Raw genomic sequence first — 14,800 nt, 5'->3', positions numbered from 1 at the left:
ACATCAACCAGCACGCATCAGGCTTGCGTACGCTCGCGCACCCAGGCTTCGACCCCTGCCAGCGCTGCAGGCAACGCAGCTGCATCGGTACCACCACCCATGGCCATATCGGGCCGGCCACCGCCCTTGCCCCCAACCTGGCTGGCAACGAACCCAACAAGGTCCCCTGCCTTGACTTTGCCGGTGGTATCGGGCGTCACGCCAGCAACCAGGCTGATTTTGTCATCGGCGGCTGTCGCCAGCAAAACGACGGCGGGCTTAAGGCGCTCTTTAAGGTCGTCGACCATACCGCGCAAGGCTTTGGGATCGACGCCCGTCAACTGCCCCACCAACAGGCGCACCCCACCACCCACATCGACCGCCTTATCGATCAGATCGTTACCCGCCGATGCGGCCAGTTTTTGTTGCAAACGCTGGGACTCGGCTTCGGCGGCCTTGACTTGAGACTGCAGCAACCCTATGCGTGCCAGAAGCTCTGCAGGTTGGGTTTTAAGCAACCCTGCAGCCTGTTGCAGCGTGGCATTGGTTTGCTGAACCCAGGCAAGGGCGTTATCGCCGGTAATCGCTTCGATACGACGCACACCCGCCGCCACACCGCCCTCGGAGACAATTTTGAACAGACCAATATCGCCGGTGCGCGCCACATGGGTGCCGCCACACAACTCGCGAGAAAAACCGATATCGAGCACTCGGACTTCGTCGCCATATTTTTCGCCGAACAATGCCACTGCCCCACCCTGTACCGCATCATCGTACGACATGAGCTGGGCGCGTACCTGCTGGTTACCCAGAACTTCGGCATTCACAATATTTTCAATAGCAACAATCTGCTCGGGTGTGACCTGCGCGTCGTGCGCGAAGTCGAAACGGGTTTTGTCAGCGTCGACCAATGAACCACGCTGCTGCACGTGAGCACCCAACACTTCGCGAAGCGCTTTATGCATGAGGTGAGTCGCCGAGTGGTTACGTACGGTGCGCGCCCGGCGCTGGACATCAACCTGCGCAGACACCGTATCACCCACCGACAGCACGCCTTGTTCGAGCGTGCCATGATGCCCAAACACCTGACTTTGAATTTTTTGAGTATCGGCAACGACAAAGCGAGTCGAACCCGATGCCAGAACGCCGGCATCACCCACCTGCCCACCCGACTCGGCGTAAAACGGTGTCACGTCGAGAACGACGACACCCTCTTGGCCAGCCTGAATTTTGTCAACCGAGACGCCATCGAGATAAAGGGCTGTGACGCGCCCTTCGGCCTGCAAATGTTCGTAACCTTCGAAACGGGTTTCGACACCCGAATAGCTGAGCCCTTCGGCGGCTTTGAACTTGCCCGCTGCCCGGGCCTGTTCGCGCTGCCGATTCATGGCCGCTTCGAAACCAGGTAAATCGACATTGACCTTGCGCTCACGACAAATATCGGCCGTCAGGTCGACCGGAAAGCCATAGGTGTCGTACAAGGTGAACAAGGTTTGGCCGTCAAGCACACCACCTTCGGGAAGCGATGCCAGCGCGCCATCGAGGATTTTCATGCCATTTTCAAGTGTTTCGCTGAAACGCTCTTCTTCTTGGCGAAGCACCTGTTCGACCCGCGCCTGTTGTGCGGCCAATTCGGGATAGGCGTCGCCCATTTGCGCCACCAGATCGGCCACCAGCCGATGGAAGAACACGCCCGACTGCCCCAGCTTGTGACCATGTCGCAGTGCGCGTCGCACAATACGGCGCAGGACATAGCCGCGACCTTCGTTGCTTGGAATAACGCCATCAACGATAAGGAAACTGCAGGCCCGGATATGATCGGCAATCACTTTAAGTGAATTATTGCCCAGGTCGGTGGTACCTGTTTCGCGCGCGGCGGCCTTGATGAGCGCCTGAAAAAGGTCGATTTCGTAGTTGGAATGCACGTGCTGCAACACCGCCGCAATGCGCTCGAGCCCCATACCGGTATCGACGCAAGGCTTGGGCAATGGCGTCATGTTGCCATCGGCGTCGCGCTCGAATTGCATGAACACCAGGTTCCAGACCTCGATATAACGATCACCGTCTTCTTCGGGCGAGCCCGGAGGACCGCCCCAGACATCGGGACCATGGTCGTAGAAAATTTCGGAACACGGGCCACAAGGGCCGGTATCGCCCATTTGCCAGAAGTTGTCGGAGGCGTAGCGCCCGCCTTTGTTGTCACCAATACGGACGATTCGCTCGGCCGGCACTTTGATTTCTTTTAGCCAGATGTCGTAGGCTTCGTCATCTTCTTGGTAAACCGTTACCCAGAGCTTTTCGGGAGGGAGGTTGTAAACCGTGGTCAGAAGCTCCCAGGCGTGATAAATGGCTTCGCGCTTGAAGTAATCGCCAAAGCTGAAATTACCCAGCATCTCGAAGAACGTGTGATGCCTGGCTGTGTAGCCCACGTTCTCAAGGTCGTTATGCTTGCCCCCGGCGCGCACGCAGCGTTGCGAGCTGACCGCGCGCTGATAGCTGCGCGCCTCTTTACCCGTAAATACGTCTTTGAATTGAACCATGCCGGCGTTCGTGAACAGCAGCGTTGGGTCGTTGCCTGGGATGAGCGACGACGAAGGCACCACGTTGTGACCTTTCGATTCGAAGAACGATAGAAATTTCTGGCGGATCTCGGAGGTTTTCATTGACAAAAAAGGCGCTATTAAACAGATGACCGGTGATTATAGAGGCACCCGGACCAAAAATCTTTCAGGTCAGCGACAGCAATTGCGCAACAACCGAGACGGCGATGACTTCCGGCAACTTGCTGTTGGTTTTGACCAACCCTATCGGGCAGGTCATTTGAGCCACCATTGCCTCGGGGAAGTGTTGACGCAGCCGCGACTCGAAGCGGGCTTTTTTTGTGGCCGAGCCGATAAGCCCCAGGAACCGGAACGATTTTTGGGCCATGACGGCCTGCACAAGCGCCATATCAAGGGCATGACTGTGCGTCAGTACCAGCCAACATGCATTATCGGGGCAATCGACAACGTCACTGTCGTCGCCCTGAAGCACCGTAACATTGGCAGGCAAGGCGGCGGGCCAGACGTCGTCGCGCGGGTCGAGCCAGATGACCCTCACCGGCAACGTACCTAAAATATTAACAATGGCCCGACCGACGTGCCCTGCGCCGCACACCACAACAGTTAGCGAAGCCGCCGAGAGGACGTCGGTCAGGCGACCAGAGTCGGCATCCCAGTAGGCCTGATCGGTATCGAAGTCTTGCGCAGGCTCGGGTGAAGACTGGAGACTTACCGGCGCAGCAAGATCAGTAAAGCTGACGATACGACGGACCGACAGCCCTTTGCTCAAATAACCTGCAACACGATCAAACCAAGGCAGATCCTCGGGTCCAAGGCGTTCGAAGCCCAGCCAGACGACCCCGCCGCAACACTGCCCCAGGCTTGGCCCAAGCGCATAACGTTCGATATGCCGGGCCGGCAGGGAAGGGTCGGATAACTGACTGCGGGCGAAATCTATTGCCTTGAACTCGAGGTGGCCGCCACCGATGGTGCCAAGCACCTCGTTGTCGAGCACCCATAGTTTTGCACCACCGCCCCGCGGCGCCGAGCCTGCCGACTGGACTACCGTGACCAGAACAAGCGAGCGCCCAGCCTGCAAGGCCTGGCGCGCCGCTAAAGACCAGCCCCCTGCGTCAGCCATGGGCAGTGGCCGGCTCCGGCTGCTTCAAACCGGGAGCAACGGCATGTACGGCACGCAAGATTTGCTCGGCTGTCGCCGGCGCATCGAGCGGAGCCAGTACACCGGGCTGATCGCCCGCGGCATGCACCGCATCGCGAATGGCAAAAAACACCGATAAGGCCAACGGCAACGGCGGCTCGCCCACGGCCTTGGACTGATAGACGCTGTTCTCGACATTACCGTTGCTGAAAAACGCTACGTTAAGGGCTTCGGGGCAATCTGAAATAGAAGGAATTTTGTAGGTAGAAGGCGCGTGCGTCATGAGGCGTCCTTCTTTGTTCCACCAAAGTTCTTCGGTGGTGAGCCAACCCATACCCTGAATGAAGCCACCCTCGATCTGGCCGATGTCGACCGCCGGGTTGATTGGGCGGCCTGCATCGTAAAGCACGTCGGCACGCAGCAATCGGTTTTCACCGGTTAAGGTGTCGATAATTACTTCGGCGCAGGCGGCACCATACACAAAATAATAGAAGGGACGACCCGTCAGCGTTTTAAAGTCGTAATGGATCTTGGGTGTGCGGTAAAACCCGGACGACCACAACGGCACACGCGCGTTGTAAGCCTCTTGTACAAATTTGGCAAAAGGCAATGTAACGCGTTCGCCGCAGTGCACCTGATTGCTGCGAAAGACAACATCGGCCGTATCGCAGCCGTAATGGTCGGCGGCATAGGCCACCAGCACGGCCTTGATTTTACGAGCAGCATCTTGTGCTGCCTTGCCGTTCAGGTCGGTGCCCGACGATGCCGCGGTAGCCGATGTATTTGACACTTTGGACGTATCGGTCGCCGAAACCCGCACGTGCTCAATACCAATACCCAGCTCTTCGGCAACCACCTGAGCTACTTTGGTATTTAACCCCTGCCCCATTTCGGTACCACCATGATTAATCAAGACCGAACCGTCAGTGTAGATATGCAGCAACGCGCCGGCCTGATTCAGATGGGTGGCGGTAAACGAAATGCCGAACTTCACGGGCACTAACGCCAACCCTTTTTTAAGCACCTGATTTTGGGCATTGAAACGCAAAACTTCTTCGCGACGACGGCGGTATTCGGAGGTTTGCTCGAGTTGATCAATCAGTTCGTGAATAACGTTGTCTTCCACCGTCATTTGATACGGCGTGACGTTGCGCTCGGCTTTGCCATAGAAATTGCGCCGACGTACGTCTAGGGGGTCTTTACCCAGGCGGCGAGCAATGTCTTCAATGACGTACTCGATAGCCATAATGCCCTGCGGGCCGCCGAACCCGCGGAATGCAGTATTAGACTGCGTATTGGTTTTGACCCGTAACGACAAAATGTCGAAGGTCTCAAGGTAATAGGTATTGTCGGTATGAAAGACCTGACGGTCGGCCACGGCACCCGACAAATCGGCCGAGTAGCCACAACGTAATTGCTGCTCGAACTGAATGGCCTTGATCAGGCCGTCGTCGTCGTAGGCAACGTCGTACTCCACCCGAAAGTCGTGCCGCTTGCCGGTCATCATGAAATCGTCGTCGCGATCGGCGCGCAACTTTACCGGCCGCCCGGTATGGTGGGCCAACAAGGCCGCAACGGTAGCAAATGGCCAGGACTGGCTTTCTTTACCACCAAACCCGCCCCCCATACGGCGGCACTGCACTTTGACGGTGTGGGCGGGCTGATGCAAGGCATGCGCAATGATGAACTGCATTTCGGACGGGTGCTGAGTAGAGCAGAACACCTGCATCTCGGCGTTTTCGCCGGGCAAGGCGTAGGCTATTTGCCCTTCAAGGTAAAACTGCTCTTGCCCGCCGCAATAAAAACTGCCCTGATGGCGGTGAGGCCCTTGCGCGAGTGTTTCGGGCACATTACCTTTAGAGATACGCGCGGGCGGCAAAACGTAAGACTGCCTGTCGGCGGCCGTTTTTATGTCGAGCAAAGGCTCCAGGTTTTCGTATTCGACCTTGGCCAAGCGTGCAGCACGGCGCGCCAGGTCGTGCGAAGTGGCCGCCACCGCAAACAGCGGCTGCCCTACATACTCGACCTTGCCATCAGCGAAGACAGGCTCGTCGGCAACCACAGGCCCAACGTATTTTTCTCCCGGCACATCGTCCAGTGTAATAACCGCCACCACACCCGGTGCAGCACGCACAGCGGTGAGGTCCAAAGAGAGAATACGGGCATGGGCGCGTTCCGACAGACCGAACGCGGCATGCAGCGTACCCTGGACCTCGGGAATGTCGTCGGTGTATTGCGCACGACCGGTGACATGCAAATGTGCACTTTCGTGTTTAACCGAGGTGCCGACCGTTTGATATTTATTCTGTGTCATAGGACCCCCTATCAATTAACGCGCGTCGCCGCAGCGCCGGTGGTTTCCAGATAGAAGCGATACAGCAGGTTTTGTGCTGTTTTCAGGCGATATTCGCTGGTGGCCCGCATATCGGACAGGGGCTGGTAATCTGCGGCCAAGGCTGCCATGGCGGCCGTCACAGCCGATTCATCAAACGGCTTCCCGGTCAGTGCAGCCTCGGCAGCCGCTGCACGCTTTGATGTAGCGGCCATGCCGCCATGCGCGATACGCACCGAGGCAACCTGCCCATCTTCAAGACGCAAGGCATAGGCACTGCATACTGCAGAAATGTCCTGGTCGAAACGTTTCGACAGCTTGTACGTTGCGACTCTGAGGGCCGGATCACGCAAAGGCACCTTGATGGCTTCAACGAACTCACCCGGCTCACGGTCTTGCTTACGGTAATCAAGATACAGGTCTTCGAGGGGGAGTTCGCGACGTGTATTGCCTTTGCGCAACACAACACGTGTTTGCAAGGCAATCAGCAAGGGCGCGCTATCACCAATCGGTGAACCATTGGCGACGTTTCCGACAAGCGTTCCGGAATTGCGAATCGGCATGGACGCAAACCGTTTCCAGAGTTCGTGGGCCTCGGGATACTCGTTCACCAGCGCTTCGTAACCCTCGTTGAGCAACACTGCAGCGCCAATGTGCAAACCCGCCTCGTCGCGACGAATGACATCGAGCTCGGCAACGTTGCCCAGATAAATGACTTTGGGAAACACCTTGAGCTGCTTGGTAACCATCAGACCAACGTCGGTGCCGCCAGCCAGCAAAGTGGCATCGGGATGGGCCAGCAACAAGTCGGCCAATTGGTCGGCGCTACGCGGTGCCCAATAATTGTGACCGTTTTGATTGATGACTAACGGTTCAGTTGACGCATCACGCAGGGCCTTGAGCCAACCTTGCACCTGAGCTGCGGTCACGCCTTCAGCGACCGGGTAATTGCCCATATCGAGCGCGGCATCGATGATGGGCCGGTAGCCGGTGCAACGACACAAATTACCCGACAGGTGATCCAGCACCTCTTCGCGTACCGGGCGAACCTTGCCACTGCAATACATGGTGTACAACGACATGACGAAACCCGGCGTGCAAAAACCACACTGCGACCCGTGGTGGTCAACCATGGCCTGCTGAACCGGATGCAGAGTCTGACCGTCGGCCGATAAGCCTTCAACTGTCCAGATGGCCCGACCATCCAGAGTGGGCAAAAACCGGATACACGCGTTGATGGCTCGAAAGCTGACATTATCTTGCGGGTCGAGCGCAGCTTCGGTGACCGTACACGCGCCGCAGTCCCCTTCGGCACACCCTTCTTTAGTCCCTACCAAGCCGGCCTGTTCGCGTAAATACTGAAGAACCGTTTGCGTCGGTGAGACGGGTACGACGTGTTGAAGTACGCCATTGAGATAAAAACTGACGGCTTGTCGCATTGAATTATGTCTCCGTTTTTTGTAATTTTGGTCAGTGGCTGCGCCTGCAATCAGGCGCGCCTATCAGTGGTCATCGGCATAGCTACCATCGATAACAAACTGTTGATGCAGGTCGTACTCGTCGCAGTTCGGGGTAGTGCCGATGCGATCAACGACAATGAAATTGCCCTGCTGCGCCAACGTCAGCAAGGGGTGATGCCAGGTACCCGCGTGATAATTGACGCCCTGATGGCCCTCGGCATAAAAAGCCCGTATGTTGGCTTCGTCGGGCCTATCGTCGCTGCCATTAGGTGCAACAACCACGATAAAAGGCGTGTTGCCCGTGGGAATCCAGGCCTGGCTGCCCAAGGGGTGCCGTTCGAGCATGGACACTGAAATGGGGAAATGAAACGCCCCGCCCCGGGCCAGACTGATGCCGGCCTGACCATCGTCGCCGCGAATTTGTACTTTACCGACATGATGATAGCGCTGCGTTGTCCCGTTGTTAATGGGAAACCAGTCGTTATCAGCCATGGCAATGACATCGCCAAAAGGCGCAAATGCAGCTTTGGTCAGACGCTCGAGTTTGATCAGGTTCGGCATGAGTCTTCCTTGTCAGGCCAGACGGCCCCAGACACGCAGACGGCTCACGCCGCCATCGGGGTGCATGTTCAGCTTGACGTGCGTGACCGGTCCAACGTCGTTGAAATGCTCGGTCGTGTAATAGTGTTGCGTGTCGGGCTGGGCTTTTTGCTCGGGCAACAACACGGGCCAGAACATGGCCTGGGTAATGATGGACTGGTCGGTACCGTAAGTAACGTTTGCCGCCTGGATAGATACCCGATCGGGATAATTGCCTTTGAAGTGAGCGGTATCGACTTCAATTTTTTCGACATGTACCGGATGCGCAAGTTCAACGACGCACCAGTCATAGCCCGGTTCGCGACGACGGCGGGTTTCCCAGCCATCGCCCATATTTACGCCGCGACCCGGCATAATCAGGCGGAACGGCACGCCGAAGTGGGCGTCGTTGTAGCCGACAATACGACCACCGGCCGCAAGAGCAGACACTTCATGCAGGGCGTTAGGGTCTTTTGAGGACCAGTCGGCCGCCGGTTGGCCAAATACGCGGAAACGGGCAACGCCCCCGTCCGGATAGATATTCAGACGACAATGCGTCCAGCGACGTTCATCGTCAAGCGCAATAAAGTGATGCGAACTGCTGGACAGGGTTCTTGAGGGCACGATTTCAGTCCAGACTGTGTTCTCGTCCGGGTCGCCTTCGCAATAACAGGCTTGCACCGAGGCCGCCGGAGGGAAATTGCCGGTGAAATGACTGGTGTCAATGTCGATGCCCTTGATGACACCCGAAACCCCCAGACGAATCACCGCGTGGTCGTAACCACCATCACGGCGACGGCGGGTTTCCCAGCCATCCATCCATTTGCCGTGGTCATCGAACTTGCCCACAACAAACACCGGCTCAGCCGGCTGAAGCATACGCTCAGCGGGCCCGAACCATTCGTTTGAGCAAGAAACAACCTTTGCGCCGAAGTCGGCCAATGCAAGATTTGCGTAACGCGTCGCAAACTCGGGAAAATCGACGCTGGGCGCATTGATGACGGTGCCGGCGGGTAAAGGTGGGGTTGCCATGACATGGACTCCTGACAAGAAACAATAAAAAAACCGGAAAAATGACCTTGGCTAAAAGGTTCAGTTTTCTTCGACAAGGGCTTCCAGACGGAAGCGACCAATTTTGAAAATTTGCTGCAAGCTTTCCTGCACTTCCTGAGCTGGGGTCAGCCCCAAACGACGCTCAAATTGACCAATAATGCCGGCACGGTCGTACCCTTTGACCGCCAAAATAAACGGAAAGCCGAATTTTTCTCGATAGGCCTGATTAAGCTGCGTCAGACGGGAGAACTCTTCGGGAGAACACTGATCCAGACCAGCCCCGGCTTGTTCCGACGTAGACTCGGGTGTCAGCTCGCCGCGAACTGCGGCTTTGCCCGCGAGCTCGGGGTGCGCGCAAATCAGTTTCATTTTCAGGTCGTGGTCGGCGCCTTCTATCTGGCGGACCATTTCGGTGTGCAGTGCATGCACGCCGGTAAACGGCCGATGTGCCGCGGCGCGCTCTGCCACCCAAGGTGAGTGCTCGAAGACACCGCCCAATACCCGGACAAATTCCTCAACGGGCATGGCGTTAAGTGTCGCCATGGAAATCTTTGTGGTCATGTCTACCTCTGTCGGTTTTATTTATGTTCTGGCGCTTATCGTCTGCTGCGTGGTCAGACACCCTGAAAGGGGTGGTGCTTGATCCAATGCCGGGCGATATCAACCCGACGACAGACCCAGACCTTGTCATGCCCCTGGATATAGTCCAGGAAACGCTGCAGCGCCACGAAGCGCGCCGGGCGGCCGATAAGCCTGCAATGCAACCCTATGGACAACATCTTGGGATGAGTTTCACCCTCTGCGTACAAGACATCGAACGCATCTTTAAGGTAATTAAAAAAGTGTTCGGCCGTGTTAAAGCCCTGCGGCGTGGCAAAACGCATGTCATTGGTATCGAGGGTGTAAGGCACGATAAGATGCGGCCGTGTCGTGCCGTCGGAAAGCTCGACCTGAGACCAGAACGGCAAATCGTCGCCGTAATAGTCGGCGTCGTAAAGAAACCCGCCCTCGTCGACCACCAGGCGACGGGTATTCGGGCTGTCGCGCCCGGTATACCAACCAGCAGGGTGCTCGCCAGTGAGCTCTTTAATGACTTGGACACAACGCTGCATGTGCTCACGCTCGAGTGATTCGGGGGCCGACTGATAGTGGATCCACCGATAGCCGTGGCACGCAATTTCGTGGCCCAGCTCGACAAACGCGCGGGCCAGCTCGGGGTGGCGTTCGAGCGCCATCCCGACCCCGAAAACCGTCAGCGGCAAGCCGCGGCGCTCGAATTCGCGCAAAATACGCCAAACTCCCGCCCGCGAACCGTACTCGTAGATTGACTCCATAGACATATGGCGATCGGGATAGGCCTGGGCACCGACGATCTCTGACAAAAACTGCTCGGATGCCGGGTCGCCGTGCAACACGCAGTTCTCGCCGCCCTCTTCATAATTGAGCACAAACTGCACCGCAATTTTTGCCTGCCCGGGCCACACAACTTTGGGCAGATGACGACCGTAACCAACGAGATCACGCGGATAATTCGGGGACATAAAGGTTCCTTGGGGCCTAACGTTTAACGCTGAATGCAGACCATGGGTCGGGGCGTCGGGCATGAGGTTCGCCGACGCGGTGTTCGCAATCTTGCAGGTGGTGGCACATTGCTGCGATGGCCCCGTCGCGATTGCCCGCCAGAATGAGGTCAAGAATCTGGTCATGCTCTTCGTATGAGCAGGTGCTTGAGCTCGGGATGTCGTGAAACGCGATGATGAGCGTGCTGCGACAGCACAAGGCATGCATGAATTCGGTCAGCACGTGGTTTTCGACCAGCCGAGCCATTTTGACGTGAAACGCATTAGACAACCTGAGCCAACTGATCCGGTCGCCGCGCTCGAACGCCTCGCGCTCTTGGCGCACCATGTCGCGTAGCGGCTGCAAGCGTTGCGGCAAGTCGGGAAACTGCAGTAATTTGTCGATCAGGACGCACTCAAGCGTGCGCCGGGCCTCGAAAACGTCACGGGTTTCTTCGGGGCTGGGCTTCCAGACATAGGCCCCCCGATTCGGTTGCAAAACCACGATTTTGTCGTGCCCGAGCTGAGCCAGCGCCGCGCGCACCGTGGCACGAGAGCAATTAAAAATTTCGCACAGGGTCGATTCTGTAAGTTTGGCGCCAGGCAACAGTCGGCGGTCCATGACTGCATCGAAAATTTCGGCATACACACGGTCAACCTCGGAGACATGGCCGGTCGGGCCCAAAAGCGAAGACGCGCTAGGGGCTGTACTTTCAGCAGGAAAATCAGAGCGTTGATCGAGATACAGCATAGGAGGTCACCTGCACAAACCGTGGAGACTTTACGAAATCACTGATTGACAATTATTGGCTGGTAAAACAAAATCGTCAACATAAATTGTTAACAATCCGGAGGCCCCATGGGAAAACTTTCAACTCACGTGCTCGACACCATGCACGGCCGGCCCGCCCAAGGGGTGTGCGTCGAGCTATACCGCATTGATGGTGCATCGCGCACCTATTTGAAAACCGTCAAGACCAACGCGGACGGCCGTTGCGATGCCCCGCTGCTTGACGCCGACAACATCAAGTCAGGCACCTACGAGTTGGTTTTTCATGCCGGCGACTACTTTGCGGCGCAAGGGGTCAACGTACCCGAACCACGCTTTGTCGACCAGGTCGTGATCCGCTTTGGTATCGCCAACCCTCTTGAAAACTATCACGTGCCGCTGGTTGTCACCCCCTGGACTTACGCCACCTATCGCGGCAGCTAAACGCCTGTTACGCGCTTTTACGCTGGTAATGCGCTTATTTCATATTTAATAAGAACGGAAAAATCATGGAAGCTTATTTGCTCGAGTTTGGCAACCTGTTGCTGCGCTGGCTGCACGTTATTGCCGCCATCGCCTGGATCGGCGAGTCGATCTACTTTGTCATGATGGACAACAGCCTGCGCCCGCCAGCCGCTGAAGCCGCAAAAAAACGCGGTGTGCTAGGCGAAATCTGGGAAGTGCACGGCGGCGGCTTCTATCACAACCAAAAATACATTACGGCCCCGCCCGAAATGCCCCAAGAACTACATTGGGCGTTCCTCAAGGCCTACACTACGTGGATCAGCGGCTTTGCCCTGTTCATTATTCTGTACATGGCCAACCCATCGTTTTACTTGGCCAACCCCAACAGCCCCTGGGAATGGGTGCGTGAACTCAGCGGATGGCAGGTCAACGTCGTTGCACTGTTGTTTCTTGCTGGCGGCTGGGTGGTCTACGATCAGCTCTGCCGACGAATCAGTCCGAACATGGAGCGCGATGGCCTGTTAAGTGTTGCTGTTGCCATCATGATGGTTGTCGTCGCCTACCTTAGCGTGCACATTTTCCAGGGTCGTGCCGCTTTCTTGCTGACAGGCGCAGTCATGGCCACAGCCATGTCGGCCAACGTGTTCTTCTGGATCATCCCTGGGCAGCGACGCATGGTTAAAGCCCTCCAAACCGGCGGCACGCCTAATCCGCTAGATGGCAAACGCGGCAAACAGCGTTCGGTGCATAACACCTACTTCACGCTACCCGTCGTATTTTTGATGCTCAGCAACCACTACTCGTTCACCTATACCAGCCCGTACGCCTGGGTCATCATGGTGCTGTTCATTTTCTCGGGCGCAATCATCAGGCAATATTTTGTGCTGCGTCATCTGGGGCAAAACAAAATTGCGTACCCAATTATTGGCATCTTGTTACTGGTTGCCATCGCCGTCATTGCCGCGCCAGCGTCGCGGCCCAAGCCACAAGCCGCCGCCACCACGACAACAGCAACAGCGGCCGCGCCCGCCGCCAATGGTCAGGCGGGTAACGACATGGCCCGGATACTCGAAATCATGCAAGCCCGTTGCGTACAGTGCCATGCCGCGCAACCCACCCAGGCGGGCTTTGCATCAGCGCCCGCCGGTATCGTCCTTGAAACCGAGGCCGATGTCCTGGCCAACCCCGCGCTGCTCAAGCAAGTGATTGCAAGCAAATACATGCCGCTGGCCAACATCACCCAGATGACCGACGAAGAACGGGCGTTCATCGCCAACTGGACACCTTGAGGTCGCGGCCCGATTAACCTGCACACAAATAACCCCGGGTCCGACCTTCCGCGTCGGCCTTGGGGCCGCTATCAGCAATCAGCACGACGGTATACCCTGCAGGGCAACTGCACTGACCGGTCACCGGGTTCGCGGCCATGGCCATGCAACCCGATACTGTATTCACCGAATAACCACCCCCGCCCCGCCCACCCGCAGACATCCACTGATAGCTGCGACACACCAACAAGCCGCCATAGTGCTCTCGTACGATCAGGCCATTTTCCGGGCACGCGGCGCCCGCGTAGGCCCTCTCGCCCAACCACAACGACCCCTGAGCTCGAAAAGCTGCGTCAGAAACAACATTTCCTGCCGCCGACACATCAGCCTTGAAATCCGGATCGCGCGTATCGCCAACCCTGAGCCACGGAAATGAAAATGCGCTATCAAGACCGACCGTCAGTGCGACCGTGCCGGCGGCGAGCGCCGCCATGGCGGGTAGCGGCGGGTTGGGTAATGCAAAAGCAGCGCCTTTAATTTGCAGGGGATCGGCGTGGGAGACCATTCCACCTTTACCGCCCGCGGCCATAAGCCAATAGGCCAGTAACCCTTCATGCGACCGACCCGCCAAAGCCGTATCGAGCGCGCGTGTCGTATGAATCAGGGCCTCGATCCGGCATTCGTCACCAGGGCACACGCCACTACGCAGAATGCGGACGGCCACCCGAAGGTCGCGTCCATAGGTCTCCGGGAAGCCAGCTTCAAGCATCCCTTGCTGTTTCAGCTCGGCCAATGTGGGAGCCGCACTATCGACAACACCATCGATACTGACATCGGCTGGCCGCGTTGCCTGACGCAAGCTATCGGCATAACGGATGACATACCGCTCGGCCGACACCCTGACAGCCAGCATCCAGGCCGCCGCAGCCTCGGCCGAGGCTTCCTGGGTGCGCCGCACCCAGGTCTCGGAGGCCCAAACAGCAAGCAAGGTCGCCATCAAAGCGGCAATCATAAGCTCGGTCAATGCAAAGCCACGCTGCGACGCTGTCTTCATTGGACTCAGCTTGCAGTGAACACAAAGGTGTTGACGTCGCCGGGCGTGCAAAGCGCCTCGGTCGACAACGCACTGTAAGGCGTTGACGTATCTTTTATTGTGGTGCCAGCGACGGTCATTGTGTCGCTGACGCGCTGCATGACCGAGGCAATAGCCGGACAAGCCACGTGGTTCACATTGGTCAGGGTAATGGCAAAGCCGGCGCCCAGATCAGCCGCTGCAACAGTGACCTCCCCTGCACGCCCTAACCCGTGCAGCACCTTGGTGGTTGCATCGGTGCCGGAAACCGAGAATATGCTCGATTGCCGCACCAGATTAGCAAAATTGGTCGTGGCAATGCCGGTGTAGGGCTCGGTAGAACCGTTTGGCGCATTGACTTTGGTTTGCAGCACAAACCGGGCGAGCTCCTCGCCGACTTTGGGCACTTTATTCTCTATGACATAACTGCCCACCGCCGGAATACCAATGATTGCCAGCAACAACACTATCGCCGTCACGATCGACACTTCGATTAAAGAAAAGCCCCGTTGCCGACGAAATGGTCGATACACCTGCGACGTTATTTTCTGAATACACATGGATC

13 protein-coding genes are annotated in these 14,800 nt (G+C 57.2%); 2 read left to right on the top strand and 11 right to left on the bottom strand.

The annotated features are described in order from the left end of the window. Positions 1-17: 17 nt before the first annotated feature. From alaS to CHR62_RS04535, 9 genes are all read right to left on the bottom strand, one after another. Positions 18-2,642 (bottom strand): alanine--tRNA ligase, encoded by a 2,625-nt coding sequence (alaS, locus tag CHR62_RS04575; RefSeq protein WP_123660216.1) that lies wholly within the window; start codon positions 2,640-2,642, stop codon positions 18-20. Between the two features lie 64 nt (positions 2,643-2,706). After that, on the bottom strand, positions 2,707-3,660 hold the full coding sequence (gene xdhC, locus CHR62_RS04570; RefSeq protein ID WP_123660147.1) for a xanthine dehydrogenase accessory protein XdhC: 954 nt from the start codon (positions 3,658-3,660) through the stop codon (positions 2,707-2,709). After that, the gene (xdhB, locus tag CHR62_RS04565) at positions 3,653-5,992 is read right to left on the bottom strand and encodes a xanthine dehydrogenase molybdopterin binding subunit (protein ID WP_123660146.1); all 2,340 of its coding nucleotides are present in this window, start codon (positions 5,990-5,992) and stop codon (positions 3,653-3,655) included. Before xdhB ends, xdhC begins: the two co-directional genes overlap by 8 nt. 11 nt (positions 5,993-6,003) lie before the next feature. Further along, complete coding sequence (xdhA, locus tag CHR62_RS04560; protein WP_123660145.1) at positions 6,004-7,449, bottom strand: xanthine dehydrogenase small subunit; 1,446 nt, start codon at positions 7,447-7,449, stop codon at positions 6,004-6,006. A gap of 63 nt (positions 7,450-7,512) precedes the next feature. After that, on the bottom strand, positions 7,513-8,031 hold the full coding sequence (locus tag CHR62_RS04555) for an ureidoglycolate lyase (protein WP_123660144.1): 519 nt from the start codon (positions 8,029-8,031) through the stop codon (positions 7,513-7,515). A 12-nt stretch (positions 8,032-8,043) separates the two neighbouring features. After that, the gene (gene alc, locus CHR62_RS04550) at positions 8,044-9,048 is read right to left on the bottom strand and encodes an allantoicase (protein ID WP_093971366.1); all 1,005 of its coding nucleotides are present in this window, start codon (positions 9,046-9,048) and stop codon (positions 8,044-8,046) included. A gap of 93 nt (positions 9,049-9,141) precedes the next feature. Next, positions 9,142-9,663, bottom strand: coding sequence for a 2-oxo-4-hydroxy-4-carboxy-5-ureidoimidazoline decarboxylase (gene uraD / locus CHR62_RS04545; protein ID WP_093971314.1), 522 nt, complete (start codon positions 9,661-9,663; stop codon positions 9,142-9,144). A 53-nt stretch (positions 9,664-9,716) separates the two neighbouring features. After that, entirely contained in the window at positions 9,717-10,643 is a 927-nt protein-coding gene (gene puuE / locus CHR62_RS04540; protein WP_123660143.1) for an allantoinase PuuE, read from the bottom strand. Between the two features lie 16 nt (positions 10,644-10,659). After that, positions 10,660-11,412 carry a GntR family transcriptional regulator gene (locus CHR62_RS04535; protein WP_093971316.1) on the bottom strand — a complete coding sequence of 251 codons (753 nt, stop codon included), beginning with the start codon at positions 11,410-11,412 and terminating at the stop codon, positions 10,660-10,662. A gap of 108 nt (positions 11,413-11,520) precedes the next feature. On the opposite strand from CHR62_RS04535, the gene uraH reads away from it, so the two are divergent. Both uraH and CHR62_RS04525 read left to right on the top strand, forming a co-directional pair. Further along, on the top strand, positions 11,521-11,874 hold the full coding sequence (gene uraH / locus CHR62_RS04530; protein WP_093971317.1) for a hydroxyisourate hydrolase: 354 nt from the start codon (positions 11,521-11,523) through the stop codon (positions 11,872-11,874). Positions 11,875-11,939: 65 nt separating this feature from the next. Then, positions 11,940-13,184 carry a urate hydroxylase PuuD gene (locus CHR62_RS04525; RefSeq protein WP_123660142.1) on the top strand — a complete coding sequence of 415 codons (1,245 nt, stop codon included), beginning with the start codon at positions 11,940-11,942 and terminating at the stop codon, positions 13,182-13,184. Between the two features lie 13 nt (positions 13,185-13,197). Here CHR62_RS04525 and CHR62_RS04520 read toward each other — a convergent pair whose 3' ends face one another. Next, entirely contained in the window at positions 13,198-14,217 is a 1,020-nt protein-coding gene (locus CHR62_RS04520; RefSeq protein ID WP_093971319.1) for a hypothetical protein, read from the bottom strand. A gap of 5 nt (positions 14,218-14,222) precedes the next feature. Then, a complete protein-coding gene (locus CHR62_RS04515) occupies positions 14,223-14,795 on the bottom strand; it encodes a type 4 pilus major pilin (RefSeq protein ID WP_123660141.1) in 573 nt (190 codons plus the stop codon). Between the last annotated feature and the right edge of the window lie 5 nt (positions 14,796-14,800).

The sequence above is a fragment of the Pusillimonas sp. NJUB218 genome (assembly GCF_003788685.1).
Classification (GTDB): Bacteria; Pseudomonadota; Gammaproteobacteria; order Burkholderiales; family Burkholderiaceae_B; genus Neopusillimonas.
This window is presented reverse-complemented; position numbering and strand designations above follow the sequence as displayed.

Coding starts and splice junctions, on each gene's coding strand:
- alaS (WP_123660216.1), bottom strand. CDS start 2,642: ATGAAAACCTCCGAGATCCGCCAGAAATTTCTATCGTTCTTCGAATCG.
- xdhC (WP_123660147.1), bottom strand. CDS start 3,660: ATGGCTGACGCAGGGGGCTGGTCTTTAGCGGCGCGCCAGGCCTTGCAG.
- xdhB (WP_123660146.1), bottom strand. CDS start 5,992: ATGACACAGAATAAATATCAAACGGTCGGCACCTCGGTTAAACACGAA.
- xdhA (WP_123660145.1), bottom strand. CDS start 7,449: ATGCGACAAGCCGTCAGTTTTTATCTCAATGGCGTACTTCAACACGTC.
- CHR62_RS04555 (WP_123660144.1), bottom strand. CDS start 8,031: ATGCCGAACCTGATCAAACTCGAGCGTCTGACCAAAGCTGCATTTGCG.
- uraD (WP_093971314.1), bottom strand. CDS start 9,663: ATGACCACAAAGATTTCCATGGCGACACTTAACGCCATGCCCGTTGAG.
- puuE (WP_123660143.1), bottom strand. CDS start 10,643: ATGTCCCCGAATTATCCGCGTGATCTCGTTGGTTACGGTCGTCATCTG.
- CHR62_RS04535 (WP_093971316.1), bottom strand. CDS start 11,412: ATGCTGTATCTCGATCAACGCTCTGATTTTCCTGCTGAAAGTACAGCC.
- uraH (WP_093971317.1), top strand. CDS start 11,521: ATGGGAAAACTTTCAACTCACGTGCTCGACACCATGCACGGCCGGCCC.
- CHR62_RS04525 (WP_123660142.1), top strand. CDS start 11,940: ATGGAAGCTTATTTGCTCGAGTTTGGCAACCTGTTGCTGCGCTGGCTG.
- CHR62_RS04520 (WP_093971319.1), bottom strand. CDS start 14,217: ATGAAGACAGCGTCGCAGCGTGGCTTTGCATTGACCGAGCTTATGATT.
- CHR62_RS04515 (WP_123660141.1), bottom strand. CDS start 14,795: ATGTGTATTCAGAAAATAACGTCGCAGGTGTATCGACCATTTCGTCGG.